The sequence below is a fragment of the Bradyrhizobium sp. 6(2017) genome, from assembly GCF_011058295.2.
In the GTDB taxonomy this organism is placed as follows: domain Bacteria; phylum Pseudomonadota; class Alphaproteobacteria; order Rhizobiales; family Xanthobacteraceae; genus Bradyrhizobium; species Bradyrhizobium septentrionale.
On record NZ_CP049289.2, the window covers coordinates 9,632,448 to 9,659,215 of the forward strand.

Sequence of the window (26,768 nt, forward strand, 5' to 3'; positions counted from 1 at the left end):
CAATCTAGCCTGAATTGCCGTAACAGGGCCCGGCTTGATGTTCGCTACAACCCTCGAAACAATTCAGTCGACCGCGTCGAAGCGAACCGCCTACACACGTGGAATCCTCGCGTTGCTGGCCATCGCCATCGTCCTGAAGGCGGTGTGGTTGTGGCAGGTGGGGCTGGGGCATGGCCGCGAACTTGTCGACTTTGCCGCCTTCTACATCACGGCAAAGCTGGTGTGGCTCGGCGACATGGACCAGGCCTATCGGTTCGCGAAGCTCATCGTCATCCAGCGGGAGGCCTCGGGCGGCCACAACGGCTTCATGTCGTGGACCTATCCGCCGCAATTTGGCCTGTTGCTCGCGCCGTTTGCGCTGATCCCGATCGGGATCGCCTATCTGTTGTTCGCGGGCTCGACATTGGCGCTTTACCTCGCCGTGCTGCGTCGCCTTGCCGGAAGCCAGTTCGTGCTCGTGCTGATCGTCTTCTTTCCGACGATCGGGATCACGTTGGCCTGCGGGCAGAACGGCTTGCTCACGGCCGCGCTGATCGGAATGGTCTGCCTGTTCTTTGAAGAGCGGCCAGTCGTCGCCGGCGCGGCGCTTGGTCTGATGATCATCAAGCCGCATCTCGCCATCGCGTTTGCGGTCTACGCCATCCTGCGGCGCTCCTGGATCGTCGTGATGACGGCGGCCGCCGTCGTGCTGATCAGCTCAGCGATCTGCACTGCGGTGTTCGGCCTCGAGATCTGGAGTGCGTTCCTGCAGAGCGTGCGCGATTCGTCGGTGTTCCTGGAGCAAGGCAACTATCCGATGCATCGCATGATCTCGATCTATGCGGCGTTGCGAACGGCGGGGTTGTCGGCGTCGGGATCGTTTGTCGCCCAGGGCATCGTCGCGGTGCTGGCGCTCGCCGTCGTCCTGATTGCGGTCTACCGCACGATGCCCGCACGCGAGAGCCTCGGCCTCACCGCAATCGTTTCGGTCTGCATCAGCCCTTATGCCTACGACTACGATTTCCTGGTCTTCAGCGTCGGCCTGGCGCTGTTGCTGCCGGCGCTGCTGGCGAGCGCGCGGGAGTGGGAACGGGGGATCATTTACGCCTTGGCTGTCCCGATCGGGGCGGCCGGCTACCTGCAGGCGACGCAAATGGCGACCTCCCACCAGGGCGCAGACTGGCTCGACGTGCTCTCGATCGGCGGCTTCGCGATGGTTCCGCTGATCGCGCTGACTGTCGGAATTGTGCTGCTGCGCGGTTCAAGAACGGAAGCGATCAGCGAGGCCGGTGTCAGATGCGCATCCGTTTGAAAATCGGCTCCGGCAGCGCGCAGATTACGGCCATCACCAGCCGGAATCGCCTGGCCACATAGATCACGTCACGCGGCTTCGTGACATCGGCCCGGAAGATATCCTCGGCAACCCGATCCGGTTGCACGGTAAGGGGAGCCGGCAATTTCATATGCGCCGTCATCCTGGTGCGCACGAATCCGGGCTTGACGGTGACGACGCGGACCTTGCCGGCGAGCGCCAGACGATTGCGCAGGCCGGACAGGAATTGCGAGAAGCCCGCCTTGGCCGCGCCGTAGTAGTAGTTCGACGCCCGCCCGCGATCGCCCGCAACCGAGCTGACCCCGACGATGGTGCCCGAGCCGCGCGTCTCGAACGCTTGCGCGAACCGTTCGAGCAGCAGGCTGGGCGCCTCGAAATTCGTGCGCATGATCGTCGTCGCAAGCTCCGGATCGGCCTGGGCGCGCGTCTGGTCGCCGAGCTCGCCGACGACACAGACGACGGTATCCGGCAGCACAGGAAGGCCGGCGACAAAGCCGGCAAGCTGCCCGGTCTGCAAGACGTCCAGCGCCTGAACCGACGTTTCGACGCCGCTTCGCGTCCTGATGTCGTCCGCGTTGCGCTCGGCAGCCTCGACATCGCGAGCCGCCAGCATCACGCGCCATCCCTCTTTGGCATAGCGCAGCGCGGTCGCGTGCCCGATGTCCGAGCTGCCGCCAATCACCAGAACTGATTTTGTGTCGGTCATCAAATTCCAAGCCGTGCTGAGAGATGCGACGCGAGGCGCGTATTCGCCCCGGTCTGCCGCCGGATGTCCCGCAGGGCCGCGAGGCCGGGATATCCGGATTCGAATGTCGCGCGCGATTGCCGCGCGTCCTTGGCGAGGTACAGCCGGCCGCCGGCATCGACCACCAGCGCGTCAAGCTGGTCGAGAAATGCGAACAGCGTATCGGTCACAGGAAAGTCCATCGTTAGCGTATAGCCGCGAAGCGGAAACGACATCGGCCCTCCGCCATCGCCAAGCTGCTTGAGCACGGCCAGGAACGACGCATCGCCGCGCCGCGATACGCGGTCCAGGATTTCGGCAAGGACGCGGCGCGCGCGGTCGAGTGGGATCACGCATTGATATTGCACGAAGCCGCGCCGGCCGTAGATCCTGTTCCAGTCGGCGATCGCATCGAGCGGAAAGAAATAGGGATCCCAATGGACCAGCCGCGGCCCGCCCTGACGCGCCGCGCCGCGGCGGAAGTACAGCTCGTTGAACGCCCGCATCGACGCGCGATTGAGCAGCCATCCGGGAAACAGCTCCGGCACCGATAGCCGCTGAATGCGCGGGCTGGGGAAAGGCGCCAGATCGGGTCCCAGCATATCCTTGTCGCGGCGCGTGGCGTGCTCGGCGAGATAGACCAGCGACCGTCCGAGCGCCGCGCCGCGCGCAAGGCAGTCGATCCACGCCACCGAATAGGTAGCCGATGCGCTGCTTTCCAACTGATCGATCGCCGCATCGAGATGGCCGGCGACGCGGGTGTCCTGCCGCAGCCAGGCGGTCTCGATCGGGAGCAGCCGCAGCGTCGCATCGAGCATCACGCCGGTCAGGCCCATGCCGCCCAGCGTCGCCACGAACAATGCGGCGTTCTCCGACCGTGAGCAGCTAACGATCTCGCCGTCCGGCAGCGCGAGGCGGAAGGAATCGACGATAGAACCGAAGCCGCCGTCGCGATGATGGTTCTTGCCGTGCACGTCGGCGGCGATCGCGCCTCCCACCGTCACGAATTTCGTGCCGGGCACGACCTTTAAGAAAAAGCCGCGCGGTTCGAACGCGGCGAGGATGTCGGCGATGGTCACGCCGGCTTCGACGGTCAATTGGGCGGTGGCGGCATCGAAGCTCCGCATCCGGTTCAGGCCGCGCGACGAAATCGTGGACTGCGTGCCGATCGCGGCATCGCCATAGGCGCGCCCCGCCCCGCGCGCCACGACGCCGGAGCGCGCAAGCAGATAGTCACGCGCGCCGGCTTGCGTCCGCGGCGCCAGCAGCTCGGTCGACACTTTGGGATAGTTGCCCCAACCGGAGAGACGGATCCCGCTGGGATCGGAGGCCGCACTCACACGTTCTGGCAAGGCAACCGCCGACATCGCTAGATGGCGGCGAGCATGATGACGCCGATCGCGCCGAGGGCGACCCAGCTGGCACGATCCCGCAGCGCGAACATCACCGGATCGTCATCGATCAAGCCTCGCTGCGCGAACAACATCACGCGGCCGATCCAGTACATCAAGATCGGGCAGCCGACCCAAAGCAGTTGCGGATGGCTGTACATCGCGCGAACCGTATCGGACGAGATGTAGAGCGTGAAGATCACGACGGCGTTGAAGCCCGACGCAGCCGCAAGGATCGCGACCATCGCCTTGTCTTCGATCTGGTAGCCGCGCGCCGCCAGCACGGCGCCGTCCGGCTGGCTGGCGAGCTCGGTGTAGCGCTTCACCAGCGCCAGCGACATGAAGATGAACAGCGAGAACGCAAGCAGCCATTCCGACATCGGCACGTCGATCGCGACCGCGCCGCCGATCACGCGCACGGTGTAGAGCGTGGCAAGCACGACGACATCGACGGTCGCGATGCGCTTGAGCCAGAGCGAATAGGACGCGGTCAGCGCAAAATAGCCGAGCAGGACGCCACCGAACTCGATCGATATCGGCATGGCGATCGCGAATGCGGCTGTTAGCGCCAGGGCCATCGCGCGGACGGCCTGCGACGCCGTGATGGCGCCGCTTGCGATCGGACGGTTGCGCTTGCTCGGATGCGCACGATCGGCCGTGATGTCGAGAAGGTCGTTCAGGATGTAGGCGCTCGATGCACAGAGCGAGAATGCGATCACGGCGAGCAGCGACGTCGCGGCCGACCCCAGCGCGAATTTGTGTGCGGTCAACAGCGGCACCAGCACGAGGGCGTTCTTGGCGTATTGATGCACCCTGAACAGCTTCAGCCAGCTGCGCACATCGGCGCGCGGAGGTGCGGCCGGCTCGGATGCGGCGGGGCGCGCCACGGGCGACGCGAAATCGGGCAGTGCGGCCGTCGCGCTGCCGATGTAGTCGAAACCTTGACGGAGCGCGGAAGGAAAGTCGTTGCTCTGTGCGGCCGGCGACTGGCTTCCCGGCGCGGCCGCCCAGGCGGTGAAGACGCCGAGATGCTCGGCAACCGCGCTGACGAACGGCTCGGGGTAAGTTTCCGAGCAAAGATAGACCGGGCGGCCTTCGCCCAAGACCTGCAACAGGAACGTCACAGTGTCGCGGTCGAATTGCGCGCGGGACGGATCGAAGCGAGAGGCACCGGCGACATGCGCCGATCGCGCTTCCGGTTCGAAGGCGGTGGCAATCGCCGCAGCGATGGCGCGAAAGCGGCCGGCAATCCCGGACGGGAAATCCGCCGGGAAAGAGCTTTCCCCGATCATGACTTCGTCGACATCGACAACGAGCGGCCGGCTCCTTGACGGCAACGGATCGCGGAGGGCGTCGCGATCGCCCTGCTCAACCCATTCTGGAAAACTAGCTCGCATGCGCGCGGTGTTCCGGTGCCCCCTCCCCATTGTCCCGGGCTTTCCCTAACGCCGGGTGAACTTGTCGGGTGAACTTGGGCGCGGAATGGCAGGCGCGGCCAGGGCGGCTTCGCGGCCAATTCCCGGCCGCGACGAAACGGCGGCCGGCCAGCGGCCCGCGGACGGCTTCGGGACGACAGCCCGAAACGCTTATCGGCGGCTGAGCAGGATGCCACGCTGCTGCAGATCCCGGACGGTTTCGGACGGGACGTCGAGCTCATCGAGGATGGCTTCATTATGCTCGCCCTGATAGGCGGGCACGCCGGGGGACGGCAGCTCCGAGCCGCTGAAGATCCAGGGGTTGCCCGGCATGCGCACCAGCCCGCCGGCGCGGTCGTCGACCTCGACCACCGCATTCCACTCCTTGACCCAGTCGGAGCTTGCGAATTCGTTGACGGTTCTCACCTGCCCGACCGCAAGCCCCGCCTCGCTCACCTGCGCCTGCAATTGCTCGAGGTTTTCGAATGTCGTGAGCCAGGCACGAATTTCGGCGAGCAGACTTGCGAGGTTTTCCCTGCGCAGCCTGGCGGTGGCGTAGCGCGGATCGGCCAGCAGATCGCTTCGCCGCATCATCGCGCAGTAGCGCGTGAACATCGGCGAATAGATCGGGCTGGCGGCTATCGTCAACCGCGTGCCGTCGGACATTTCAAAGATGTGGGATTCGTTGGCCGAGAGCGCGATCGGCTCACCGTCGGTGTCGACCTCCGACAGCATCGCGCCGGCGCGCTCGTTGACCGACAGCATGGTCGCGGCCATCGACACGTCGACATGCTGGCCTTCGCCGGTCCGGTTGCGATGCTGGAGCGCGGCGAGCACGGCAATCACGCCCTGCAGTCCGGTATAGACATCAGCATGACTGCAGGAATCGCCGCGCGGTTCGGACAATGCCGCGCCGAAATGATCCTGCACGATTGAGGTGAGGCCGGTCTCGGCCTGCACCGTCGGTGCGAAGGCCGGACGGTTTCGCCAGGAAGTGGACTGCCCGTAGCCGCTGAGCGACACGTAGATGACGCCGGGGTTAAACGCGCGGACGTCGTCATAGCCGAAGCCGAACCGCGCCAGGGTGCCGGGCCGAAAATTTTCGACGATGACATCGGCGTCGCGGCACAGGCTGGCGACGATCTCGCGCGCCTCGGCGTAATTCAGATCGATGCTGAGATTTCGCTTCCCGGCATTCTGTTGCACGAAATACAGACCCATGCCGTTCACAAAAGGCAGCCCGGCGCGGCCGATATCGCCGGATGGCGGCTCGATCTTGGTGACCTCGGCGCCGAGGTCGCGCAGCGCCTTGGTGCAATGCGGGCCGGCCAGCACGCGGGTGAAATCGACCACCCGCAGGCCCTGCAGCGGTGCAGCGGACATCGTCAGTCTCCCTCGAAGACGGCGGTTGCGGGACCGGATGCAAAGAAGGCATCGGCACCGCGCTGACGGTCCTTGGCCTGCCAGATCATGTCGTTGATCTCGACCTGCCGCGCATCGGCGGCGGCGATGCCGCCGCGCGCCTCGAGGTTCGCCTGCATCTTGATGCCGTTGATGACCTTGGTCGGGCCCGCGGCGAGTTGCCGGGCCAGGATCATCGACGACGCTGCAAGCTCCGCTTCCGGGACGACGAGATTGATGATGTTCCAGCGCTCGAATGTCTGGGGCGTGTGCCGCCGGCCGAGCATCGAGATCTCCTTGGCGCGCGCGATCCCGGCGCGCTGCGCAATCCGCTGGGTACCGCCGAGCAGCGGCAGCAAGCCGACCGCCACCTCGACCTGGCCGAAGAAGGCGGTGTCGGCAGCGACGATCATGTCGCAGGTCAACGCGAGTTCGAGGCCACCGCCGAGCGCGCCGCCGTTGACGGCGGCGACCGTGGGCACCGGCACATCCTCGAGGCTGCGCCAGACCTTTTCGAGCCCGGCCTGATCGGTATGCAGCTTGGTGCCCGTTCCCCAGGACGCCATCTCCGCACCGGCGCAGAAATGCCGCATCGCGCTGCGCAGCAGGATGGCGCGGCAGCCGGCCGCGACCACCGCGTGGTAGGCGCCGACCACTGCATTGATGAGTTGATCGTCGAGCAGATTATGCGGCGGTTTGGCCAGCGTCACCACGCCGACCTTGCCGTCGATCTCGTGAGTTACAATCGTCATGCCGTTCCCTCGCTCGATCCTGGGCCAACAGCCGGCTTCAGCCGCAGAACGCGGCCGGCTGGCGTTTCCTCATCGCGGGCTGCTTTGCACAGTTCCCGCCGTTCTCAACGGTTTGAATGTCACTCGTCATAACAAGCGTGACAACGTCAAGCTCTGCCAATTATGATGTCGAAAATTGCCAAGCGGCCGGAAGAGCCGATTCATCCGCCTGTCAAACTGTGCCAGGTGGACGCGGAGGAAGCCATGAAGCCGATCAAGATCGTGATGCCGATCTCGAGCGATCCCGATGCACCGACGCAGAGCCTGCTCGGCCTCGGTGCGTTAGCCGCTGAGCTCGCGGCGCAGGGTGTCTCGGTTCGCGAACTGTTCGCGCGCACCGGTCTCGATGCCACGCAGTTGGAAGATCCGCACGCGCGCATCTCGCATCGCCAACGGCTGGCGATCTATCGCAACGCCATCAGGCTGGCGAAACGATCCGACATCGGACTGCTCGCCGGCGCGCGGCAGCGCATCAGCGATTACGGCATCTACGGCTATGCGCTGGTGTCGAGCCGGACATTTGGCGAGGCGCTGTTGTTCTCGCTCGATCACATCACCATGGCCGGGCCTGCCGTGCGACAGATCAGCTTCCGGATCGAGCACGGCACCACCGCCATCCTGCGCAGCCATGGGCTCGATCCGCTCGGCGAGCTCTTGCCATTTGCCGCGGAATTCTGGCGCAGCTCGATGACGGCGGTGTTCAGCCGCGTGCTTGAAGCACCCTTCCCGACCAAGCGGATGATCTTTCCGTTCGCGCCGCCTGTGCATTGGCGCAACTACGAACGGATGTTCAACTGCCCGATCGACTTTGCTGCCGATCGCATGGAGTGGCACTTCGACGCCAAGGTTCTCGATCTGCCGTGCCCGAACGCAAATCCGATCACTGCCAAGATCTGCCAGCAGCTCTGCGACGTCGTGATGACCGAGCGTCCCGGCGAATCCGAGCTTGCCAGGCGGATTCGCGCCGCGTGCCTCAACAGTCCCAACCGGTTTCCGGCCGCACCGGAGATTGCTGCCCAGCTCGGGCTCTCGTTGCGGACCTTTCACCGCAGGCTGGCGGAAGACGGCCAGTCCTACCAAACAATCGTCGATGGGATGCGGCGGTCGGTGGCGACCGAGCTGCTTGAGAACACCCATCTGGCAATCGATCAGGTCGCTGAGCGCGTGGGCTTTGCCGACGCGACCAGTTTTCGAAAGGCCTTCAAGAAATGGACCAACCGCTCGCCTTCGGATTTTCGCCATCCGGAGCAGCGGGAGCAAACCTAATGCATGGTGGTCGCGCTAGAACGCCCCGACCAGCATTAATGCCAAGCGCACGATCAGCAACAGGGACAGTCCGACCACCAGCGCCAGAAGCTGTCCGAAGCGGACCTCGTCCGGATCGATTGGAGAAGCCGACAGGTAGGCGCCAAAGAGCAAAGATTGACATTCCATGACAGCCCTCCATCAAGCTTGCTTGCTTGCGGCGATGACGGCCTCAGCCGGCTCGATCCTGCCGGCGCACGATCCGAACCCGATGCTGGCATAGCCGTCCCTCACGCATTTGCCGCGCAGGATTATCTCGTCGCCATCCTGCAGGAAGCCGCGGCTCTCGCCATTCGAAAGCATTGCCGGTTGCGTCCCTGCGGCCGTGAACTCGAGCATGCTCGAAAGCTGCACCGGGCTTGGTCCCGAAATGGTGCCGGTGCCGATCAGATCGCCCGGCTGCAGGTTGCAGCCGTTGATCGAGTGGTGCGCCACCATCTGCGCCGGCGTCCAGTACAGGTATTTGGCGTTGGAGGTGAGGATCGCTGCGGCGGGCTGGTTCGCGGCGCGCATCTGCGCAGTCGAGAGCAGCACCTCAAGATGAACATCGAGCCCGCCATGGGACTGGTCGGGCATATCGAACAGGTAATCGAGCGGACGCGGATCGGTCTGCGGGCGCGCCAGCGCCGGGAGGCGGAACGGAGCCAGCGCATCTGATGTGACGACCCAAGGCGAGACCGACGTGGCAAAGCTCTTGCTCAGGAACGGTCCTAGCGGAAACATCTCCCAGCGCTGGATATCGCGTGCGGACCAGTCATTGAGGAGCGAATAACCGATGATCTGCTGCGAAGCCTCGGAGATCGGGACCGGCCATCCGAGCTGGTTTCCGGCGGCGAGGTAGAAGCCCATCTCGAGCTCGAAATCCAGTCGCTCGCAGGGCCCGAACGTCGGCGCTCCGCCGGCCGTGGCGGGCGGACGCTGTCCGAGCGGCCGTCGTACCGCGCCCCGCCCGACCTGCACGGACGATGCCCGGCCGTGATAGGCGATCGGGACCCATTTGTAGTTCGCGGGAAGCGGATTTTCCGGCGTCAGCAGCGCACCGGCCGCCTGCGCGTGATAGATGCCGGCATAGAAATCCGTGTAGTTCGACACCCGCGTCGGTAGATGGAGGGTCACGTCGGCCATCGGCGTCAGCACATCCGAGGCACGACGCCTGATCACGTTGGCCGCGCTGCCCTGGCCGAGCAGTTCCGCCGCGCGGCGCCGCACCGCCCGCGTCGCGGCCGGTCCGAGCGAGAACAACGCATTGAGTGTGCTGTCCTGCAAAGCCCGCCGGATCGGCTGCCCAAGATGCTCGTCCGAACCGAGTGCCCGCTTCAGGTCGAACACGCTATCCCCGATCGCCGTACCTACCCTCGGCTGCGGCTCGGCCGCGGTGGAAAAAATGCCGAGCGGCAGATTCTGAATCGGGAAGTCGGTCTCGTTGCCGTTTGCAGTCTCGACAAAGCTTCGCCGTGCCGGATCGTGCGTCTCGTCGAGCAGATTGGTCATGCTGTCTTCCAGGCTCCGCGGTCAGTGCAGTCTGCGCCGGATTTCATGAGGCTGCCGCTGCAAGGCCGGGGCGTTCAACGGCCAGAGCTCTTCCGATCTCGGACTGGATGAATTGCGCTGCGAACGCCTCGCGTTCGCGCGACGCACGCGCGCTACGATCCGTCACCGAGAACAGCCACACGAACAGGAAAGCGAGCGGCATCGAGAACAGCGCGGGATTATCGTAAGGGAACAGCGCCGATGGAAAGCCCACGACGGCAACCCAGACCGTCTTGCTCAGCACGACGAGGATGACCGATGCGGCCAGCCCGGCGAGACCGCCGGCGACGGCGCCGCGCGTCGTCGTGCCGCGCCAGAACATTGCCATGACAAGCACCGGGAAATTGCAGCTTGCGGCAACCGACAGCGCGAGTCCCGCCATGAACGCAACGTTCTGGTTCTCGAAGACATAGGCCAGAAGAACCGCAGCGACGCCGATTGCCATCGCGGCGATCTTCGAGATCAGAACCTCGCGCGCCTCCGGCGCTTTTCCACCGCACATCACCTGGCCATAGATGTCGTGACTGACGGCCGAGGCACCGGCGAGCGTCAGTCCGGCGACGACCGCAAGAATGGTTGCAAAGGCGACCGCGGAAATGAAGCCGAGCAGGACCGGGCCACCCATCGCATGGGCGAGGTGGATCGACGCCATGTTCGGTCCGCCAATCAGATCGACGATCTTGTTGAACTGGCCGGATGCCGCGACGTTGAAATAACTGGGATCCGCCATCAGGATCGCCGCGGCGGCAAATCCCAGCACAGGAATCACCCAGCAGAAATACGCCACACAGGTCGTCGCATAGAACACGGATTTGCGGGCAGCCGCAGCATCTTTCACGGTAAAGAACCGCATCAGGATGTGCGGCAGGCCGGCCGTGCCGAACACCAGCGCCAGTCCGAGAGAGATCGCCGAGACCGGTTCGGCAAACAATCCGCCAGGCGCAAGGATCGCAGCCCCCTTGGGATGGATCCGGCTTGCAGCCTCGAGCAGCCGCCCGAGGCTGAAATCGAAATGCCACAACGCGGCAAGCGCGAGCAGTGTTCCGCCGCAGATCAAGAGCACCGCCTTCGTGATCTGAACCCACGTGGTCGCCTGCATGCCGCCGACGATGACGTAGAGCATCATCAGAACGCCGACGCCGACGACTGCCAGGATGTAGTCGATACCGAACAGGAGCTGGATCACCTTGCCCGCCCCGATCAGTTGCGCGATCAGATAGAACAGGACGACGACGAGGCTGCCGGTCGCGGCGACGAGCCGGACGGACGTGCGGTCGAGACGAAACGCCGCCGCATCCGCGAACGTGTAGCTTCCCAGGTTGCGCATGCGTTCCGACATCAGGAACAGCACGATCGGCCAACCCGTGAGAAATCCGAGCGCATAAATGAAGCCATCGAATCCGTTGGCGTAGACCAGCGCCGAGATGCCGAGAAATGCGGCCGCCGACAGAAAATCGCCGGCGGTCGCCAGCCCGTTCTGCAGCGGCGTGATCGAATGTCCGGCGGTATAGAAGCCGGCCTTCGAGCGCGTGCTGCCTGCCGAACGGTAGGTGATGACGAGCGTGATAGCGACGATCAGGGCGAACATCCCGATCGCGATCCAGTCGGTTCCACGCCCGCCCGTCACAGAGGCGCTTTGTGCCATCGCCGCGAACGGAACGGCCGCGATCAATGCTGCGGCCAGCAAACATCTGAAGATCATCGGCCAAGCTCCCGGTTGACAATGCGAGTGAGCTCGTCGAACCGCGCATTCGACCGCTGCACATAGATGCCCGTGAAAATCACGACCGCCGCGACCATGGCTAGCGCGAGCGCGAAGCCCAGCGGCATGGCACTTCCCGCGATGCTCGCGCCAAGCGCGGCTCTCACCGTCGAAATCAGCGCGATGAAGCCGAAGAACATCACCAGCGTCAGGATGGACAGGCTCCATCGCAGCCTGGCGCGTCTTGAGACAAGCTCCTTGAACGCTGCATCGGCAAGAATCTGCTGCGTCCGATCACGGGTCAGTTGCGACATCCGGCTCCTCCCTCGGAGACATTGCGGACTGCCGCTCCCCGCCTGCGCGCGGTGCGCAGCAGAAGATCAAGGCTCCGGAGGCGTCTCCCTCGTTATGTTCCGAGCATCGGAATCCGGGCCGCCTCGGGCAAGGTGATATCCTGCCAAACTCCGCGTGATTTCATGCCACGCCGCAATCTCGGGCGTTGCCAGGATGATTCGATGGAACGGCTTGCCGACGCGCCAGCTCTCGGCGCTGACACGTTGTTTGGCGATCCCGGGAAGACTCGAACTTCCGACCTACGGTTTAGGAAACCGTCGCTCTATCCGGCTGAGCTACGGGACCGCGAACCCGCGGCGAAACACGCGGGCGTGGCCATCCCATAGCAGAGGCGGAGGCCCATCGGAAGCCTCCGAAGCGCGCGTCCGATGCGGTCTTCGATCAAAAGAACTGATTTCGCTCATGTGACAGCCGATCCGGCGGGCTTTGCTCGAGGAACTGGTCGACCGCGCCAAACACCTGCCAGCGATTGCTTTCCAGGAACAGGGAATGGGTGGCCTCGCCGATCTCGACCCAGCGCCGGTAGGGCGCGGCGGTCAATTGGCCGAACACGGCGCGCGACATCTCGAGCGGACAGTCGCGATCCCATTCGCCGTGGACGATCAGGACCGGCACGGTGAGCCGCGCCGGATCGTAGAGCGGCTTGCCCGCGGCCCAAAACTCCCGGCTGTCGATCACCGTGCCGTTCGGCGCCATCAATTGCGACGGGCCCGGTCCGGCCTGGCCGCAGGCAAACGTCGCATCGGCCCAGGCGTCGAACCAGTGATCCGGCAGCAGCGCCTGCCTCTTGTCCGCAGGGACCCCGTTCAGCCAACGGTCCTTTGCGGCGGACCGATCGACGATGCGGAAGGCCCCGAGCGGGCCGCGGGCGTCGGCGAGACTCGGCGTGTCACGCAGCCATTGCGGCGCGATCAGGATAAGCCTGGCGACCGCATCGGGGTTCTCATTGGTGTAGCGCGACATCAATGTCGTGCCCCATGACCAGCCGATCAGGTTGATCTTCGCCAGATTGCGCCGTGCGCGGATGAAGGCAACCACGCTGCCGACGTCGCGAACGGCCACCGGCGTCCGCACGATCGGCACATTGATGCTCGCAGGCAGCGCCATCTCCGGCGGACGCGTCGAACTGCCGTAGCCCCTGACGTCGACGAGGTAGACGTCGTGCCCCCGCGCGGCGAGGTGATCCATCCAGGACACACCATCGAGCCTCAGGTCGAACGAGGTCGAGGCCGGATAGGTCGACCCCGCCACGAACAGGATCGTGTTGCCGGGCGTGAACCGGGCCAGATCGGCGCGGCGCTTGTTGCGCACGAACAGGCTGATGCCGTCGGTATCGCTCGGCACCATCATCTCTTCGGTCACGATGTCAGGCAAATTCATATCGCCGTCGTCCGTGTTCTTCTGGCCTCGCCGGCGTCACGCAAAGCGCCAGTCGAACCGGTCGCCGCGGCGCGTGACGCGGCCGGCCGACGAGGCGGCAAAATGCGCGGTGAACACCGTGGCGCCGCTTTCCGCCGCCTGCTCCAGCAGCCAGCGGCGGGATTCGCGCGCACGCACCGGGTCCTCGCAGAAGGCGCTGTTCCAGTCGGGCCGAAACACCTGCAGCGGCTGATGCATGATATCGCCACTAAACAATCCGGACTGGCCGGCATTGGCAAGCCTGATCGCCACATGACCGACGCTGTGGCCCGGCGTCGGGTGAAAGGTGAGGCCATCGCCGACCTCGCTTTCGCCATCGACGATCTCGGCCTGCCCGCTCGCGACCACCGGCAGCACGCTATCCTCATAGACACCGGCATTGAACCCTTCACGCCCCGCCGGACCGCGCCAATGATCGTATTCGGCCTTCGAGAACAAATATCGCGCATTGGGAAAGGTCGGCACCCACCGGCCATCCACCAGCCGGGTATTCCAGCCGCAATGATCGACATGAAGATGCGTGCACATGACGTAATCGACGGCGTCAGGCGAGACGCCGGCCTCGGCCAGCCGCTGCAGGAACGGCAAGTCCAGTTGGTGGAAACGCGGCAGGCCGGGCCGGTTCTTGTGATTGCCGGCGCAGCAATCGATCAGGATGGTGTGGTGCCGGGTTTGCAGCACCCAGCTGTGCACGCTGGCAATGAATCGCCCTTCCGTCACGTTGAGGCAGTCGGGAATCATCAGCGCCTTGTGCTCGTCGAGCACGCGCGGGTCCCAGTCCGGGAACAGGAAGTGCGGGGCAAATCCGGCGCCGCATTGTTCGGTCACCCGCCGGACCATCACGTCACCGATCGAATGGCAGCTCATGGCCTGCATCCCTCCTTGCACCGCAGTTCGCTGCCCGAGATCGCCGGGCGCCGAACCTTGTTGCCTCAATGCCCCGCGGCATGGGATAATTCAAATCGATAGATCGGATAGCAGGCATAATCTGCATGGATATGAACGCGCACACGCTGCCATTGCTGGTCTCGCTCAGCGTGATGCTCGACGAGCGCAACGTGACCCGCGCGGCGGCGCGGCTTGGCCTCAGCCAGCCCGCGCTCTCCGCGCAACTGGCGCGGCTCCGCGACGTGTTTGGCGATCAGCTGCTGACACCGGCAGCATCGGGCAAGGGCATGGTGCTGACGCCCTGCGCCATCAAGCTGCGGGAGCCGCTGCGCGACGCACTGCGGCGGCTCGACGACGTGGTACGCACGCCGCCGGTGTTCGAGCCTAAGAGTTCGGAGCGGACCTTCTCGATCGGCGCCAACGACAATGCCAGCGCCATGCTGGGCGGGCGGCTGGTGCAGCGGATGCGCCGCAGCGGCGCCGCGACCACGCGGCTGGCGTTTCGCGCCGTCGACCCGGCACGGCTTGCGAGCCAGCTCGAAGCCGGCGAGATCGATATCGCACTGGTTTCGAAGAACGCGCTGCCGAACGGGATGCCGCACAAGCCGCTGCTGAAAGAACGCTTCATGATGGCACAGCGCAAGGCGCATCCGCGGGGCTCACGTCGGCCGTCGCTCAAGGAATATGCATCGCTCGAACACGTCATCGTCTCCGGAGATGGCGGCGGCTTTCGCGGCTTCGTCGACGATATCCTTGCGGCACGAGGCCTGACCCGGCGCGTCGGGGTCTCCGTGCAGTATTACAGCGTCGTGCCTGTCATCCTGCAGTCGACCGACTTGGTCTGCACGCTGCCGGCACGGTTCCTCGCGCGTTATTCCAATGTGCTCACCGCCATCACGCTGCCGTTCGACGCCGGGCATTTCTCGCTCTACGCGACCTGGCACGCACGCTTCGACAACGATCCCGGCCATGTCTGGCTGCGGGATCTGCTTACAAACTGTGCGGAGGATTAGCGCGCGACGTCGGTGATCCGCGTCCTACGCCACCTGTCTCGCCGGGTTCGCGGCCTGATCCGCCGCGCCGGTCCGGCGCGTCGGCAGAAACTCGATCGCCTCATCCTTCAGCGAACCGAAGCGCAGCGTCACGATGTCGAGCGCATAGTTCTGGTAGAGCCGCCACGGCCGGCGCGAGCCCTGCTTGGGGAAGCGGGCGGCAGCGCGCTGGATATAGCCGGAGGAAAAATCCACCCAGGGCAGTTCGGTGACATCAGGGTCGTTCCGCCGCGGCGTGACTTGCGCGTAGCCGTTCGCCTTCATGTGGTTGAGCATGCGGCAGACATATTCGCAGGTCAGGTCGCATTTCAGCGTCCAGGACGCGTTGGTGTAGCCGAAGGCGGCGGCGAGATTCGGCACGCCCGAGTACATCAGCCCCTTGTAGTTCATGGTCTTCGACAGATCGACGGGCGCGCCGTCGACATTGATCTCGAGCCCGCCGAGCACCTGCAGATCGAGGCCGGTCGCGGTCACCACGACGTCGGCGTCGAGCACATTGCCGCTCTTGAGCTTGATGCCGCCGGGCGTGAAGGTCTCGATCTGGTCGGTGACGACGGACGAGCCGCCGCTGCGCAGCGATTGAAAGAGATCGCCGTTCGGCACCAGGCAAAGCCGCTGGTCCCACGGATTGTAGCTCGGCGTGAAATGGGTGGCGACGTCGTAATCGGGGCCGAGCGCGTGGCGCACGCCGCCGAGGATCAGCTTCTTCACGCGCTCCGGATCGCGCTTGCAGAGCCGGTAGAAATACATGCCGAACAGCACGTTCTTCCAGCGCGTGAGGCCGTAGGCGACCTTGGCCGGCAACCGTGCCCGCAGCCAATTTGCGACCTTGTCCTCGTCCGGCCGCGCCACGACATAGGTCGGCGAACGCTGCAGCATCGTGACATGGGCGGCGGTCTTGGCCATTTCCGGCACCAGCGTCACCGCAGTCGCGCCGCTGCCGATCACCACCACCTTCTTGCCGGCATAGTCGATGTCGTCGGTCCACTGCTGCGGATGGACGACGCGGCCGGCGAAATCGGCGATGCCGGGGAAGTCGGGCGTGTAGCCGTGTTCATATTTGTAGTAGCCGCTGCACATGAACAGGAAGTTGCAGGTGAGACGCTCGATCGTCTTCTCCGGCCCGCGCTCGACCTCGACCGTCCATTGCGAGTCGGCTGACGACCAGTCCGCACTGATGACGCGGTGATTGAAGCGGATCTTCTTGTCGATGCCGTACATGCGCGCGGTCTCGCGCACGTAGTTCAGGATAGACGGGCCGTCGGCGATCGCCTTCGGCTCGGTCCACGGCCGGAACGAATAGCCGAGCGTGTACATGTCGGAGTCGGAACGGATGCCGGGATAGCGGAACAGGTCCCAGGTGCCGCCGATGCAGTCGCGGCCTTCAAGAATGGCGTAGCTGCGGTCCGGGCAATTGGTCTGCAAATGGTAGCCGGCGCCGATGCCCGAGAGCCCCGCGCCCACAATCAACACGTCGAAATGCGCGGACATGCCCTGACCCTCCGGTGGCAGTATTGACAATCCGTATTGTCAGATACCTTGACATCTGACAATGGCTCATGTCAATAGGCTTTCATGGCAAGCAGCAGCCGGAAAGCCCGCCTCTACGGCGGTATGGACGCCGAGGAACGCCGCGCCGAGCGGCGGCTCAGGCTGATCGACGCGGCGATCGAGGTGTATGGCGAAGTCGGGTACCGCGTCGCAACCGTGAAGGCGATCTGCGAGGCAGCCGAGCTGACCGAGCGCTATTTCTACGAATCCTTCGCCAACAGCGAAGCGCTGCTGATCGCAGCCTACAATCATGTCGTCGGCCATTTGCACGAGGAGATGATTGCTGCCGCCGCAGCCGCCGGCGACGATCCCGAGCCAAGATTGCGCGCCGCGCTGACGCTGTATTTCACCCGGCTGAAGCAGCATCCGAAACCGGCGCGGGTCTTCCTGCTGGAGATTTCCGGCATCAGTCCGGCGGTCGATGCCGTCAAGCTCGATGCCTTGCGGGTCTTCAGCGACATCCTGGTGCCGCCGACGCTCGATCCGAAACGCGGCGACAAGGCCGCAATGGCGACGCTGCTCTCGAACGGCATGGTCGGCGCGGTCATCTCGATCGCGCTGCGCTGGGTCTCGAAGCAATATCCGCAAGCGGTCGAGGACGTCGTCGCGATCGCGGCGAGCTTCTGCCGGGTGGCGCTGACCGAGGCCAACAGCCACACAATTTCATCGTAGGAGACGAGCCGTGCGCGCAGCCGTGTTCAGGAACGGAAACATCGTCACCGACAATATCCCCGATCCTGTGCCGGCCGCCGGCCAGGTGCTGGTCAAAACGCTGGCCTGCGGCATCTGCGGCTCCGACCTGCACGCGCGCAAGCATGCCGGACACACCGCGAAGCTGATGAAGCATTTTCCCGGCCGCAAGCCGATGGACCTGTCGCGCGACGTCGTGTTCGGCCACGAATTCTGCTGCGAAGTGCTCGACTACGGTCCGGCGACCCAAAGGCGGTTCAAGCCTGGCACGCGGGTCTGCTCGGTGCCGGTTCTGCTCGGCGCGAGCGGGCCGCAGGGCATCGGCTATTCCAACGATATCGCCGGCGGCTATGCCGAGCGGATGCTGCTGACCGAGCCCTTGATGATCGAGGTGCCGAACGGCCTCGCCGCCGAGCACGCCACGCTGACCGAGCCGCTCGCGGTCGGCATCCACGCGGTGGCGAAGGCAGGTATCCGCGGCGATGAGGTGCCGCTCGTGATCGGCTGCGGGCCGGTTGGGCTGGCGGTGATCGCCGCCCTGAAGCTGCGCGGCCTGCATCCGATCGTCGCTTCGGACTATTCGCCGGCGCGGCGCGCACTCGCGGAGAAGATGGGCGCCGACGTCGTGGTCAACCCGGCCGAGACCCAGCCGTTCACGGCCTGGGCGCAGCACGCCGAGATGTCGCCGGAGCAGAAGGCGGCGCGGCCGCCGTTCCAGGCCTTCCTGCCGCCGCTCAAGCCCAGCCTGATCTTCGAATGCGTCGGCATTCCGGGCTTGTTGCAGCAGCTGTTCGAGGGCGCGCCGCGCGATGGGCGCATCGTCGTGGTCGGCGTCTGCATGGAGAGCGACACCTCCGAGCCGCTGCTCGGGGTGCTCAAGGAATTGTCGCTGCAATATGTCTACGCCTATACGCCGGAAGAATACGCGCTGGCGCTGCATCTGATCGCCGAGGGCAAGATCGACGCCGCAGCGATGGTGAACGCCACGATCGGCCTCGACGGGGTGGCGCAGGCGTTCAGCGATCTCGCCAATCCCGAGCGTCACACCAAGATCATCATCCAGCCCGATCGCTGAGCCGGGGCTTCGCGCGCTATCGAGCCGGAACGGCCAAACCGGCCGGATCCGCCGATTTTCGATCATGTTTCGCCGGGGTTTTCGCCGCGTCCGCCCCGCTGCGTCGCTGATTTAACTTGCATATTCAGCAGCCTGGGCTTTCTTATGCATGGTACCGGGCGCAAGCAGGGTCCGACCTGTTTCGTCCTGTGAAACAAAGAAAATCGGGCGGAGCTGAGCCTTTGGTCGACGTGCACCGGCTGGACGACGTGACCGCGCGCCTTGGCGACGTGGTTCTCGATCCCGCGACCTGGCCGTCCTTCATGGACGAGGTCTGCGCCGCCGTTGGCGCGACCGGGGCTGCGATGCTTCAGAGCGATATCCGCACCGAAGACATTCCGCGCACGCAATCGATCACCGACTATTTTACCAAGACCTACTTCCCGCAGAATTTTCATCTCACCGACATTCGCGCGGCGCGCGGCGTGCCGCTGATGCACGCCGGCGTCGCTGTCATCACCGATGCGGACCTGTTCGACTCCGAAACCGAGATGCTGCGCGATCCGCTCTACGCCACGCTCGGCGAGTTCGGGCTGAAATGGTTTGCCGCGATCGGCTTCCACTCAGGCCCGGCGTTGTGGGCACTGACCATCCAGCGCGCGCCCAAGGAAGGCCTGTTCGACGCCGACGAGGTCAAGGCGCTGTCGAGAATGTCAGCGCGGCTCACGGAAGCCGCGACGCTCTCCGCCGTCGTCGGCCGCTCCGCGTTGTCGGGCATCACCGGCGCGCTCGACCTGATCCAGGTCGCCGCGATTGCCGTCGGCCGCTACGGCGCCATCATCGGCATGAACGGCCAGGCGGAAGCCTGCCTCGGCCACGACCTCGCGATCCGTAACAATCGCCTCACTCTGCTCGACCGGCAGGCCAATGCCGATCTGACCCGGCTGATCGATCAACTGGCGCACAGCTCGGACCTGCATCCATTACCGTCATCGCCGATCGTGGTGCGAAGGATCGACAAGCGGCCGCTTGTGATCCAGATGCAGCCGGTGCCTCCCGCCGCGCGCTCGCCGTTCCTGGGAGCGCGCGCGCTCCTGCTGATCCGCGATCTCGAAGGCAACCCCGCGTTCGACCAGGCATTGCTGGCGGCGACTTTCGAACTGACGCCGGCACAGGCGCGCCTCGCCGCGCGGCTTGCCCGCGGGGATTCGGTCGAAACTGCCGCACAGGAGGCCGGTGTTGCCGTGGCCACTGCACGCAATCAGCTCAAGACGATCTTCCAGAAGACCGGCACGCATCGGCAGGCGGAACTCGTCGCATTGCTGCACCGTGTGAAGTGAACGATTCAAGTCGAATTGTTCCAATCTCCTGCGCGCCGTGAGATAAGAAATTGCTCAAATATTCCAATGGCGTGCGCCGCTTATTCCGCTCGACCAAGCGACTGGAGTGCAGCTTAAAAGAGCAGGGAAATCGTCGGGTTCCGGGGTGACAAGCATCGTTAAAATGACGACAATCCGCTCACCCTGTCTGGTTCGGGTTTTGCTTGCAATGTCCGTGATGCCGTCACGATCATCGACGTTGGCTGTCGCCATTCTGGTCGCCGCTTCCATGCTGGCGCCGATGAGCGCGCACGCGCAATGGTGGCGCGGCACACCGAGGGACTTCGAGGATTGCGCCGACCTCGCCGAGAAGGCGAAGACCAAGGAAGACAGGACCGCGCAACTCGCCGATTGCAACGCCAAGTTTGCCGGACGGCGCAAGGTAGGCGGCGGCTACACCTATTACGACTTCATGCAGGACCGCAGCTTCGATATCGCAGGTCCCAATCCGACGCCGGACGAGCAGAAGAAGATCGATCAGGAATATACCGGCTATCTCGAGAAGCAGCGCCGCTCCCGCATCGTCGCCGCGTTCAACGCCAAGCAGCTCGAGCGGCAGGAAAGGCCGCAGGAGCAGCTGCCGCAGATCGAGCAGGCATCGCTGCACAGCGAGCCGGCGAAGGCGCCTGTCCCGGTCGCGCGGCCGGTCAAGCCGCGCGTGACTGTCGTCCCGCTTCCCAAGGTGCGGCCGCAGACGGGGAGCTGCGTCAAGGGCACGTTCTCTTGCGAATGGCCAAAGCTCTCCGAGGGACTGGACGGCTTGAAGAAGCTGTTCGCGCCGTCACCGCCGCAGCCGACCAAGCTCGCGAAGCGGAACTGATTTCCTCCTATCAGTCGGTAATCACCATCGCCCAGAACCGGCGGTACGGCGACTTCGGATTGTCGACGTAGGCGACGCCCACGCGCTTGGCGCCCGGCATCAACAGGTTCTCGCGATGCCCCGCCGAATTTTCCCACTGCTTCAGCATCTCGGCGAAGGCAATGAAACCGGCGCCGATATTTTCGGCGGCGCGCTGCTTCTTCAACGGCGCGATGCGCGTGAAGAAGCTGCCGCCCGCGGAATGGCTGACCGATCCGCTCGCCGACATCGCCTGCGCCTGCTTCAGCGCCATCGCATTCAGGCTCGCGTCGAGCTTCACTGCGGACATGCGGTTGGCGCGCCTATAGGCACTGATCGATCCGGCATAATCGGCGGCACTTGCGGCCGTGGTCAGGCCGAGCACGAGGGCGAGCGCGAGGAACAGCAGCTTCATCTGAGGTCTTCTCTCCAATGGATCAGCGCGCGCGGCCGCGCTTGTGGTGCCGGGGCGCGACCGGCTTGTGCGCAGGCATCGCCGATTGGCCTGATGCCGCGGCCGCCGCACGCTGCTCCTGCAAGCGCGCATCATAGCCTGGCGAAGGCACCACGGTCGGCGGCGCGGCGCGGGCCGGACTGCCATCGAGTGCAACAAGCGTGAGCAGCATGATGCAAGATCGTTTCATGATGTCACCTCCTCGGACGTTTGATCGATGTGGCGGATGATCGTCGGCCTTCACGACGATGCCGCGCGAATCTGCTCGGGCGTCAGCCCCGGCAATCCCTTGCCGGCGGCCTCCGCCTTCCGAATCAGCGCGATGACGCGGCGCGACAGCGGAACATCGAGCCCGCGGTGATCCGCAATCGCGGTGATCACACCCTGCAGATAATCGATCTCGGTGCGGCGGCCGCGCTGCAGATCCTCCCACATCGAGGAGCGCGCCTCGGGATCGATCTTCATGGTGCGGCCGAGCAGCATGTCGAACAGCGTGTCCGGCAGTCGCAGCAAGGGCGGCATCCAACTCAAAGGCAGCGGCGTCGGCGATACCGGCGCAATGCCTTCGGCACGCACCGCGGCCAAGCCCTCGGCCATCTGGTCGGCAAGCAATCGTCGCCAGCCACACTGCGCGAGCTGCTGCCGCAGCGGAATGTTGGACAGCGCATTGAGCGCATTGCCGAGATTGACGATCAGCTTGCCCCATTGCACGCCGTCGATATTGCCGGTGCTGTTGATCGCAAGGCCCGGCACCGTGAGCCGCGCCGCCGTGCCGGCGTCATCCTGCGCGATCACGATGTCGCCCGAGGTCGAACGATGGAAGCGGCCTTCGCCGAGCGCGACCACATTGAACGGCACCATGCCGCCGAGCACCTTGCGGCCCGGCAGACGGTCGCGCAGCAGCGGCACATTGCCGACGCCGTTCTGCAGGCTGATCACCGCGGCGTCACTGGGTGTATGGCGCGCGATCAATTCGGCCATTTCAGCGGTATCGGCGCTCTTCACCGTGACCAGCACCGTCTGAACATCGCGCAAGATCGACGGATCGTCTGACAGCATGAGGCGGTCCGCGGATACCGTCTGCTGCGAGCCGTCGAAACTGCTGACCCGCAAGCCGCCTGCGGAGATCTCCTGGATCAGCCGCGGCCGTGCCAGCAGCGCGACGCGGCGGCCCGCCGCCGCCAGCATGCCGCCGACGAAGCAGCCGATGCTGCCGGCGCCCGCAATACCGATCGGCCGGTCCGTGTTCATCTGGCTAAACGTCCGTTCATCGGGGATCGATAGCAGACCTTGGGTTGCCTGCCTATTTCGACGCACGGTCGGGCCGGCGTCTCGCCTTGTAACCGTCATGGGCCGAAGCTATGTTTCCCGCACGGGGCACGGTTGCGGCAGGAGACGATCATGGGTCTACTCGACGTACTCAACGGCATGCAGAACGGCCCCCGCGGTCCGAGCGCGCCAAGCACACAATCCGACAGCTCGAGCGGCGGCGGAATGTCGCCGATGACGATGGCCATCCTGGCGCTGCTCGCCTGGAAGGCCGTCAAGCATTTCACCGGCGACCAGCCGGGCAGCGCCTCCCCTGAGCCGAAACCGGCGCAGGCGCCGCCGCTCCCCGGCAACGTCACCGCGGGCCTGCCGGGCGGCGCCGGCGGCGGCGGGCTCTCCGATCTGCTCAAGGGCGGCCTCGGTGGCCTTCTCGCCGGCGGCGCAGCCGGCACCGTGCTCAGCGGCGGCCTCGGCGATCTGCTCAACCAGTTGCAGCAGAAGGGCCATGGCGACGCAGCCAATTCCTGGGTCAGCAACGGTCCTAACAAGCAGATCGCGCCCGGCGATCTCGCCAACGCGCTCGGCGCTGACCAGATCAACTCGCTGGCGTCGCAGAGCGGTATGTCGCGCGACCAATTGCTGCAGGGCTTGAGCCAGTATCTGCCCGACGCGATCAATCATTTGACGCCGGACGGGCGGCTGCCGAGCGGCGACGAGCTGCGCGGCAGGCTTTAGCGGCGGCGTTGATTCCATCTGAGGAGGACGACAGTCATGGGCGGCATCATCTGGGTCATCATCGTCGGCTTTATCGCGGGGATCATCGCGCGGCTCCTGTCGCCGGGACCCAACAATCCAAGCGGCTTCATTCTCACCACCGTGCTCGGCATCGCCGGCGCGTTTCTCGCGACCTTCATCGGCCAGGCCATCGGCCATTACGGTCCCGAACAGGGTGCCGGCTTCATCACCGCCACGATCGGGGCGCTGGTGGTGCTGTTCATCTGGAACAGGCTGGTCGCGGCGCGCGTGATCCCCGATTTGGGAAACAGGTGACGCCGTAGGCGTCATCCCGGGGCGATGCGTAGCATCGAACCCGGGATCTCGAGATTCCCCGATGCGCAATTGCGCATCTGTGGTCTGGTGCTAACGCACCATCCCGGAATGACGAGACACCGAAACTGAAAGCCGCTTCAACATGACAATGCCCGGGCCTAGCCCGGGCATTTTCATTTCTGCAACGGCGCTTCGTCACTGGATCAGATGCATGCCCGCGTCCATACGGACGAACTCGCCGGTCATGTTGCTCGACGCCGGGCTAGCCAGGAAGCAGACGAGATTGGCGATATCTTCGGCCGTCGACGCGACCTTCAGCGGCACGCGCGCCACCACGGTGTCGCGCACCTGCTTGGCGCCCGCCTCGCCGCGGCCCTTGGTGAACCAGGGCGTGTCGATATAGCCCGGGCACACCGTGTTGACGCGGATCAGCGGCGCCAGCGCGCGCGCAAGCGATTGCGTCATGGTGTTGAGCGCGCCCTTGCTCGCGGCATAGGCCACCGACGAGCCGCCGCCGGAAATGCCGGCGACCGAGGAGATGTTGACCACCGCCGAGGGACGGCTAGATGCCTTGGCACCGGCTTCGAGCAGTGTGCGCGCGGCACGGACCATCTGGAACGGGCCGATGGTGTTGACGGCATAGATGCGCTGGAAGTCCTCCGCGGTGAGGCCATCGAGGTCGTGATGCGGCACATGCTTGGTGGTGCCGGCATTGTTGACGAGCACGTCGAGCCGGCCCCAGCCCTGGGCTGCGGCGGCAATCTTCTTGCAATCCTCATCGCGCGAGACGTCGCCCTGCACCACCAGCACCTCGGCGCCCTGCTTGCGGCAGAGCTCGGCAGTCGCCTCGGCTTCCGCCTTGCTGTTGGAATAGTTGATGATGATGCGCCCGCCCGCCGTGGCGAGGATTTGCGCGGTCGCGGCACCAAGTCCCGACGCGGACCCGGTCACGATCGCGCACAAGCCATCCTTCGACATCTGCATTTCCCCTGTTGTTGTGAGCCAGATGAATTCCGGCGGTGGCATACCATATCGCGCGGAAAGATACCTGCAAACCGCGCAAGGCTCCTATGTCGAGGCTCCTATGTGTAAGCGTTCGGCCCCTTTTGCAGGCCGGCCCATTGCGCATCGTCATGGCCGCAGATGATCTTGACGCCTGACGCTTCGAGCCTGGCGATCTCGTCGAGCGAATTCAGGAACTGGTCGACGTCGAGGCTGTTCCGCGGCGAAGTCCGCTGATCGAGATTGGCGCGCACGCTGAGCGCGTCGGATGCGAGCAGAAATTCGCCGCTCTGATCGAGCTTGACCAGCGCGCCGGTCGTGCCCTTAGAATGTCCGGGCAGCGGGATCAGCGTCAGCCTGCCGTCGCCGAACACGTCCATCTGCCGGTCGAAGATTTCCATCTTCAACGGGTGATCCCAGTCCGCCCTGATGTATCCGCGATCAGACGCGTTGGCCGCGTTGGCGGCCTCGATCTCGAGCGCGTGGAGGAAGATCGTCGCCTTCTTGAAGAAGGCGTTGCAGCCGCAATGATCGGTGTGCAGGTGAGAGCAGATCACGACGTCGATATCATCAGGGCCAAGGCCTGTCGCCTTCAGGCTCGTCAGCACGTGATCATCCGCCGGCATGATCGGGGTCATGTATTTGGCGAGCGTGCCGAGCCGCCCTTCGGGATCGGTCGCAACATCGGGATGGCATCCGGTGTCGAACAGCACATTGCCTTGCGTGTGCCGCAACAGCACGCAGGCGACCGGCAGGTCGATCATCTCGCCGCGCGCCGCATCCGGCAGATAGGTCCGCTTGGACATCCGCAGACGTCCGCCCGACAGCATATGCATCTTCATCGCATCACCTCTGGAAGGCGATCCAGTTTCATCTGGCGGACTGAACCGATGGCGCCGGCCAGTTTGCGCCCGCGCCTGGCATACAAACCGAGGCGGTCCAAAGTCCACTATGCGGAATTCATGCACCCGGTCCAGCTTCATGCCGTCTGCGCAAGTGGCCCTGCGGGCAACGCTTGTCACGGCTATGGCTTTTCAGCATCATTGAGCGCAAGACAACACCGCAAGCAGGGCCTGCCTGATGGCTGGCCCCAAGCCAATCAACACGAGGAACGCTGTGGCGGAGAGTGAGAACATCGTCGCCGAGACCGCGGAGAAGATTTTCGCCGATCTCGCGGATGCCCAGACCATCAATCACGACAAGCAGGGCGCATGGAAGGCGCCGCTGTGGCAGGCGCTGACCGAAGCCGGCCTGCCGCTGTCCTGGGTGCCCGACGATCTCGGCGGTTCCGGCGCCAGCCTCGCCGAAGGTTTCAGCGTCCTCAACGTCGCCGGACGGCATGCGATCGCTGTTCCGCTGGCCGAAACAATGCTGGCCGGCTGGCTGCTGACGCAAGCCAAGGTCGCCTCTCCCGAAGGCGAGATGACGGTGCTGCCGGCAAGCCCGAAGGACCGCGTCACGCTCAACGCCGACGGCTCGCTCTCCGGCCGCGCCCGCGGCGTGCCGTTCGCCAAGGACGCAAAGCATTTCGCGGTGCTGGCAAGCGGCAATGGCGGCATCTCGATCGCGCTGGTCGATGCCGCAAAATGCCGGATCGAATCCGGCATCGGACTTGGCGGCGATCACAACGACACCGTTACGCTCGACAAGGTGCAGCCGACCACGACCAGGCCAGCGCCCAAGGGTTTCGACCAGACCACGCTGATGCTGATGGGCGGCGTAGTGCGCAGCCTTCAGATCGCTGGCGCACTGGAGGCGATGCTCGACATCTCCGTGCGCTATTCCAACGAGCGCGTCGCCTTCGAGAAGAAGATCTCGAAATTCCAGGCGGTGCAGCACAACCTCGCCCGTCTCGCCGGCGAGTCCGCCGCGGCGCTGGCCGCCGCGACCTCGGCGGCCGACACCATCGCCAGCGCGAACTCGCTGAACAATGACGCGGTGTTTCTCGAAGCGGCCTCCGCAAAGATCCGCTGCTCGGAAGCAGCTGAGAAAGGCAGCGGCATCGCGCACCAGGTGCACGGCGCGATCGGCTTCACCAACGAGCACATCCTGCACCGCTATTCATTGCGTGCGCTGGCCTGGCGTGACGATTTCGGCTCGGAGAGCTACTGGGCGGTCGAGCTCGGCAAGCTCGTCGCCATCAGGGGCGCCGATGAATTGTGGCCGCTGGTGGCTTCGCGCTGAGATCAGGACAGAG

28 protein-coding genes and 1 tRNA gene are annotated in these 26,768 nt (G+C 64.9%); 10 read left to right on the forward strand and 19 right to left on the reverse strand.

Annotated elements, in window-relative coordinates; translation table 11 throughout:
- Positions 1–37: 37 nt before the first annotated feature.
- Positions 38–1,291, forward strand: a complete 1,254-nt coding sequence (locus tag G6P99_RS45780; RefSeq protein ID WP_165126813.1) for a glycosyltransferase family 87 protein — start codon at positions 38–40, stop codon at positions 1,289–1,291.
- On the opposite strand, the gene G6P99_RS45785 is transcribed toward G6P99_RS45780, so the two are convergent.
- The 5 genes from G6P99_RS45785 to G6P99_RS45805 form a co-directional block, all read right to left on the reverse strand.
- Positions 1,272–2,018, reverse strand: coding sequence for an SDR family oxidoreductase (locus G6P99_RS45785; protein WP_029083186.1), 747 nt, complete (start codon positions 2,016–2,018; stop codon positions 1,272–1,274). The genes G6P99_RS45780 and G6P99_RS45785 overlap by 20 nt on opposite strands.
- On the reverse strand, positions 2,018–3,403 hold the full coding sequence (locus G6P99_RS45790) for an FAD-binding oxidoreductase (protein ID WP_165126815.1): 1,386 nt from the start codon (positions 3,401–3,403) through the stop codon (positions 2,018–2,020). Before G6P99_RS45790 ends, G6P99_RS45785 begins: the two co-directional genes overlap by 1 nt.
- A gap of 2 nt (positions 3,404–3,405) precedes the next feature.
- Positions 3,406–4,719, reverse strand: a complete 1,314-nt coding sequence (locus G6P99_RS45795) for a UbiA family prenyltransferase (RefSeq protein ID WP_245284800.1) — start codon at positions 4,717–4,719, stop codon at positions 3,406–3,408.
- 294 nt (positions 4,720–5,013) lie between these two features.
- Positions 5,014–6,225 carry a CaiB/BaiF CoA transferase family protein gene (locus G6P99_RS45800; protein WP_029083183.1) on the reverse strand — a complete coding sequence of 404 codons (1,212 nt, stop codon included), beginning with the start codon at positions 6,223–6,225 and terminating at the stop codon, positions 5,014–5,016.
- 2 nt (positions 6,226–6,227) lie between these two features.
- Entirely contained in the window at positions 6,228–6,995 is a 768-nt protein-coding gene (locus G6P99_RS45805) for an enoyl-CoA hydratase/isomerase family protein (RefSeq protein ID WP_029083182.1), read from the reverse strand.
- Positions 6,996–7,238: 243 nt separating this feature from the next.
- Between G6P99_RS45805 and G6P99_RS45810 the strand changes: the two genes are divergently transcribed.
- Entirely contained in the window at positions 7,239–8,300 is a 1,062-nt protein-coding gene (locus tag G6P99_RS45810; protein WP_029083181.1) for an AraC family transcriptional regulator, read from the forward strand.
- 15 nt (positions 8,301–8,315) lie between these two features.
- On the opposite strand, the gene G6P99_RS45815 is transcribed toward G6P99_RS45810, so the two are convergent.
- The 7 genes from G6P99_RS45815 to G6P99_RS45845 all read right to left on the reverse strand — a co-directional run bounded on the left by G6P99_RS45815 (position 8,316) and on the right by G6P99_RS45845 (position 14,211).
- Positions 8,316–8,468 carry a hypothetical protein gene (locus G6P99_RS45815; protein ID WP_156928786.1) on the reverse strand — a complete coding sequence of 51 codons (153 nt, stop codon included), beginning with the start codon at positions 8,466–8,468 and terminating at the stop codon, positions 8,316–8,318.
- Between the two features lie 12 nt (positions 8,469–8,480).
- Positions 8,481–9,830 (reverse strand): fumarylacetoacetase, encoded by a 1,350-nt coding sequence (gene fahA / locus G6P99_RS45820; RefSeq protein ID WP_035977560.1) that lies wholly within the window; start codon positions 9,828–9,830, stop codon positions 8,481–8,483.
- A gap of 43 nt (positions 9,831–9,873) precedes the next feature.
- On the reverse strand, positions 9,874–11,571 hold the full coding sequence (gene actP / locus G6P99_RS45825; RefSeq protein ID WP_165126817.1) for a cation/acetate symporter ActP: 1,698 nt from the start codon (positions 11,569–11,571) through the stop codon (positions 9,874–9,876).
- Positions 11,568–11,885, reverse strand: coding sequence for a DUF485 domain-containing protein (locus G6P99_RS45830; RefSeq protein WP_029083179.1), 318 nt, complete (start codon positions 11,883–11,885; stop codon positions 11,568–11,570). Before G6P99_RS45830 ends, actP begins: the two co-directional genes overlap by 4 nt.
- A gap of 248 nt (positions 11,886–12,133) precedes the next feature.
- Positions 12,134–12,210 (reverse strand) — tRNA-Arg (locus G6P99_RS45835).
- A 96-nt stretch (positions 12,211–12,306) separates the two neighbouring features.
- Complete coding sequence (locus G6P99_RS45840; protein ID WP_029079658.1) at positions 12,307–13,305, reverse strand: alpha/beta hydrolase; 999 nt, start codon at positions 13,303–13,305, stop codon at positions 12,307–12,309.
- Between the two features lie 36 nt (positions 13,306–13,341).
- Positions 13,342–14,211 (reverse strand): MBL fold metallo-hydrolase, encoded by an 870-nt coding sequence (locus G6P99_RS45845; RefSeq protein WP_051346104.1) that lies wholly within the window; start codon positions 14,209–14,211, stop codon positions 13,342–13,344.
- A 125-nt stretch (positions 14,212–14,336) separates the two neighbouring features.
- Here G6P99_RS45845 and G6P99_RS45850 point away from each other — a divergent pair, with 125 nt between their 5' ends.
- Positions 14,337–15,245 carry a LysR family transcriptional regulator gene (locus tag G6P99_RS45850; protein WP_029079656.1) on the forward strand — a complete coding sequence of 303 codons (909 nt, stop codon included), beginning with the start codon at positions 14,337–14,339 and terminating at the stop codon, positions 15,243–15,245.
- 24 nt (positions 15,246–15,269) lie between these two features.
- On the opposite strand, the gene G6P99_RS45855 is transcribed toward G6P99_RS45850, so the two are convergent.
- Positions 15,270–16,775 (reverse strand): flavin-containing monooxygenase, encoded by a 1,506-nt coding sequence (locus G6P99_RS45855; protein WP_029079655.1) that lies wholly within the window; start codon positions 16,773–16,775, stop codon positions 15,270–15,272.
- 84 nt (positions 16,776–16,859) lie between these two features.
- On the opposite strand from G6P99_RS45855, the gene G6P99_RS45860 reads away from it, so the two are divergent.
- From G6P99_RS45860 to G6P99_RS45870, 3 genes are all read left to right on the forward strand, one after another.
- Complete coding sequence (locus G6P99_RS45860) at positions 16,860–17,507, forward strand: TetR/AcrR family transcriptional regulator (RefSeq protein WP_029079654.1); 648 nt, start codon at positions 16,860–16,862, stop codon at positions 17,505–17,507.
- A 10-nt stretch (positions 17,508–17,517) separates the two neighbouring features.
- A complete protein-coding gene (locus tag G6P99_RS45865; RefSeq protein WP_029079653.1) occupies positions 17,518–18,600 on the forward strand; it encodes a zinc-binding dehydrogenase in 1,083 nt (360 codons plus the stop codon).
- Positions 18,601–18,821: 221 nt separating this feature from the next.
- Positions 18,822–19,919: a helix-turn-helix transcriptional regulator gene (locus G6P99_RS45870; RefSeq protein ID WP_029079652.1), complete on the forward strand. Its 1,098-nt coding sequence runs from the start codon at positions 18,822–18,824 to the stop codon at positions 19,917–19,919.
- A 54-nt stretch (positions 19,920–19,973) separates the two neighbouring features.
- Here the strand turns inward: G6P99_RS45870 and G6P99_RS45875 are convergent, their stop codons facing one another.
- Entirely contained in the window at positions 19,974–20,171 is a 198-nt protein-coding gene (locus G6P99_RS45875) for a hypothetical protein (RefSeq protein ID WP_156928457.1), read from the reverse strand.
- 16 nt (positions 20,172–20,187) lie between these two features.
- On the opposite strand from G6P99_RS45875, the gene G6P99_RS45880 reads away from it, so the two are divergent.
- Complete coding sequence (locus tag G6P99_RS45880) at positions 20,188–20,778, forward strand: hypothetical protein (protein ID WP_156928470.1); 591 nt, start codon at positions 20,188–20,190, stop codon at positions 20,776–20,778.
- A 10-nt stretch (positions 20,779–20,788) separates the two neighbouring features.
- On the opposite strand, the gene G6P99_RS45885 is transcribed toward G6P99_RS45880, so the two are convergent.
- The 3 genes from G6P99_RS45885 to G6P99_RS45895 are packed head-to-tail and all read right to left on the reverse strand — an operon-like array spanning position 20,789 to position 22,501.
- The gene (locus G6P99_RS45885) at positions 20,789–21,211 is read right to left on the reverse strand and encodes a CAP domain-containing protein (RefSeq protein WP_029079650.1); all 423 of its coding nucleotides are present in this window, start codon (positions 21,209–21,211) and stop codon (positions 20,789–20,791) included.
- Between the two features lie 22 nt (positions 21,212–21,233).
- Positions 21,234–21,440, reverse strand: a complete 207-nt coding sequence (locus G6P99_RS45890) for a hypothetical protein (RefSeq protein WP_029079649.1) — start codon at positions 21,438–21,440, stop codon at positions 21,234–21,236.
- Between the two features lie 50 nt (positions 21,441–21,490).
- The gene (locus G6P99_RS45895; protein ID WP_029079648.1) at positions 21,491–22,501 is read right to left on the reverse strand and encodes a 2-dehydropantoate 2-reductase; all 1,011 of its coding nucleotides are present in this window, start codon (positions 22,499–22,501) and stop codon (positions 21,491–21,493) included.
- Positions 22,502–22,651: 150 nt separating this feature from the next.
- Between G6P99_RS45895 and G6P99_RS45900 the strand changes: the two genes are divergently transcribed.
- Both G6P99_RS45900 and G6P99_RS45905 read left to right on the forward strand, forming a co-directional pair.
- Complete coding sequence (locus G6P99_RS45900) at positions 22,652–23,254, forward strand: YidB family protein (protein ID WP_165126820.1); 603 nt, start codon at positions 22,652–22,654, stop codon at positions 23,252–23,254.
- A gap of 36 nt (positions 23,255–23,290) precedes the next feature.
- Complete coding sequence (locus tag G6P99_RS45905; protein WP_029079646.1) at positions 23,291–23,569, forward strand: GlsB/YeaQ/YmgE family stress response membrane protein; 279 nt, start codon at positions 23,291–23,293, stop codon at positions 23,567–23,569.
- A gap of 195 nt (positions 23,570–23,764) precedes the next feature.
- On the opposite strand, the gene G6P99_RS45910 is transcribed toward G6P99_RS45905, so the two are convergent.
- Together G6P99_RS45910 and G6P99_RS45915 are read right to left on the reverse strand one after the other, a co-directional pair.
- Positions 23,765–24,547 carry an SDR family NAD(P)-dependent oxidoreductase gene (locus G6P99_RS45910; RefSeq protein ID WP_029079645.1) on the reverse strand — a complete coding sequence of 261 codons (783 nt, stop codon included), beginning with the start codon at positions 24,545–24,547 and terminating at the stop codon, positions 23,765–23,767.
- 104 nt (positions 24,548–24,651) lie between these two features.
- Positions 24,652–25,413, reverse strand: a complete 762-nt coding sequence (locus tag G6P99_RS45915) for an N-acyl homoserine lactonase family protein (RefSeq protein ID WP_029079644.1) — start codon at positions 25,411–25,413, stop codon at positions 24,652–24,654.
- 274 nt (positions 25,414–25,687) lie between these two features.
- Between G6P99_RS45915 and G6P99_RS45920 the strand changes: the two genes are divergently transcribed.
- Positions 25,688–26,755, forward strand: a complete 1,068-nt coding sequence (locus tag G6P99_RS45920; protein ID WP_029079643.1) for an acyl-CoA dehydrogenase family protein — start codon at positions 25,688–25,690, stop codon at positions 26,753–26,755.
- Positions 26,756–26,768: the final 13 nt, after the last annotated feature.

What these genes read in the sequence shown, in the direction of transcription:
- G6P99_RS45850 (WP_029079656.1), top strand. Translation starts at nt 14,337, where the DNA reads ATGGATATGAACGCGCACACGCTGCCATTGCTGGTCTCGCTCAGCGTG.
- G6P99_RS45915 (WP_029079644.1), bottom strand. Translation starts at nt 25,413, where the DNA reads ATGAAGATGCATATGCTGTCGGGCGGACGTCTGCGGATGTCCAAGCGG.
- G6P99_RS45885 (WP_029079650.1), bottom strand. Translation starts at nt 21,211, where the DNA reads ATGAAGCTGCTGTTCCTCGCGCTCGCCCTCGTGCTCGGCCTGACCACG.
- G6P99_RS45880 (WP_156928470.1), top strand. Translation starts at nt 20,188, where the DNA reads ATGCTGGCGCCGATGAGCGCGCACGCGCAATGGTGGCGCGGCACACCG.
- G6P99_RS45800 (WP_029083183.1), bottom strand. Translation starts at nt 6,225, where the DNA reads ATGTCCGCTGCACCGCTGCAGGGCCTGCGGGTGGTCGATTTCACCCGC.
- G6P99_RS45905 (WP_029079646.1), top strand. Translation starts at nt 23,291, where the DNA reads ATGGGCGGCATCATCTGGGTCATCATCGTCGGCTTTATCGCGGGGATC.
- G6P99_RS45890 (WP_029079649.1), bottom strand. Translation starts at nt 21,440, where the DNA reads ATGAAACGATCTTGCATCATGCTGCTCACGCTTGTTGCACTCGATGGC.
- G6P99_RS45910 (WP_029079645.1), bottom strand. Translation starts at nt 24,547, where the DNA reads ATGTCGAAGGATGGCTTGTGCGCGATCGTGACCGGGTCCGCGTCGGGA.
- G6P99_RS45805 (WP_029083182.1), bottom strand. Translation starts at nt 6,995, where the DNA reads ATGACGATTGTAACTCACGAGATCGACGGCAAGGTCGGCGTGGTGACG.
- G6P99_RS45900 (WP_165126820.1), top strand. Translation starts at nt 22,652, where the DNA reads ATGGGTCTACTCGACGTACTCAACGGCATGCAGAACGGCCCCCGCGGT.
- G6P99_RS45785 (WP_029083186.1), bottom strand. Translation starts at nt 2,018, where the DNA reads ATGACCGACACAAAATCAGTTCTGGTGATTGGCGGCAGCTCGGACATC.
- fahA (WP_035977560.1), bottom strand. Translation starts at nt 9,830, where the DNA reads ATGACCAATCTGCTCGACGAGACGCACGATCCGGCACGGCGAAGCTTT.
- G6P99_RS45845 (WP_051346104.1), bottom strand. Translation starts at nt 14,211, where the DNA reads ATGAGCTGCCATTCGATCGGTGACGTGATGGTCCGGCGGGTGACCGAA.
- G6P99_RS45855 (WP_029079655.1), bottom strand. Translation starts at nt 16,775, where the DNA reads ATGTCCGCGCATTTCGACGTGTTGATTGTGGGCGCGGGGCTCTCGGGC.
- G6P99_RS45795 (WP_245284800.1), bottom strand. Translation starts at nt 4,719, where the DNA reads ATGATCGGGGAAAGCTCTTTCCCGGCGGATTTCCCGTCCGGGATTGCC.
- actP (WP_165126817.1), bottom strand. Translation starts at nt 11,571, where the DNA reads ATGATCTTCAGATGTTTGCTGGCCGCAGCATTGATCGCGGCCGTTCCG.
- G6P99_RS45840 (WP_029079658.1), bottom strand. Translation starts at nt 13,305, where the DNA reads ATGAATTTGCCTGACATCGTGACCGAAGAGATGATGGTGCCGAGCGAT.
- G6P99_RS45780 (WP_165126813.1), top strand. Translation starts at nt 38, where the DNA reads ATGTTCGCTACAACCCTCGAAACAATTCAGTCGACCGCGTCGAAGCGA.
- G6P99_RS45860 (WP_029079654.1), top strand. Translation starts at nt 16,860, where the DNA reads ATGGCAAGCAGCAGCCGGAAAGCCCGCCTCTACGGCGGTATGGACGCC.
- G6P99_RS45815 (WP_156928786.1), bottom strand. Translation starts at nt 8,468, where the DNA reads ATGGAATGTCAATCTTTGCTCTTTGGCGCCTACCTGTCGGCTTCTCCA.
- G6P99_RS45790 (WP_165126815.1), bottom strand. Translation starts at nt 3,403, where the DNA reads ATGTCGGCGGTTGCCTTGCCAGAACGTGTGAGTGCGGCCTCCGATCCC.
- G6P99_RS45895 (WP_029079648.1), bottom strand. Translation starts at nt 22,501, where the DNA reads ATGAACACGGACCGGCCGATCGGTATTGCGGGCGCCGGCAGCATCGGC.
- G6P99_RS45875 (WP_156928457.1), bottom strand. Translation starts at nt 20,171, where the DNA reads ATGGCGACAGCCAACGTCGATGATCGTGACGGCATCACGGACATTGCA.
- G6P99_RS45810 (WP_029083181.1), top strand. Translation starts at nt 7,239, where the DNA reads ATGAAGCCGATCAAGATCGTGATGCCGATCTCGAGCGATCCCGATGCA.
- G6P99_RS45830 (WP_029083179.1), bottom strand. Translation starts at nt 11,885, where the DNA reads ATGTCGCAACTGACCCGTGATCGGACGCAGCAGATTCTTGCCGATGCA.